Consider the following 264-nt stretch of genomic DNA (forward strand, 5'->3'; position numbering starts at 1 on the left):
CGGTGAAGGCGCAGGCGGTACTGGGAAATTCATCCCTCCTTTCAAACAGCTGGGCGAGGGCGGTGCTGCCTTGGTATCTGTTGATTTTGATGGAGGCAGCAACGGCAATGCCCTTGGCATGACCGCCACTGAGTTCATAGGTGTTGACAACGGAGCAGGACGGCGTACCGGTATCCAGGCTTTTGTGGATAATAATGTGGTATCCATTATAGCACCCCGGGATTACGGATTCCAATGTGCAGCTTTCCCTGGTGTCCCACTGTG

At 54.2% G+C, this 264-nt stretch carries 1 pseudogene; it reads left to right on the forward strand.

Features of this window, described 5'->3' with window-relative positions:
- Nucleotides 1-264, forward strand: a pseudogene (locus LK536_RS58795) (hypothetical protein); the annotation flags it as partial.

This window comes from Clostridium pacaense (assembly GCF_020709765.2).
GTDB classification, from domain to species: domain Bacteria; phylum Bacillota; class Clostridia; order Lachnospirales; family Lachnospiraceae; genus Enterocloster; species Enterocloster hominis.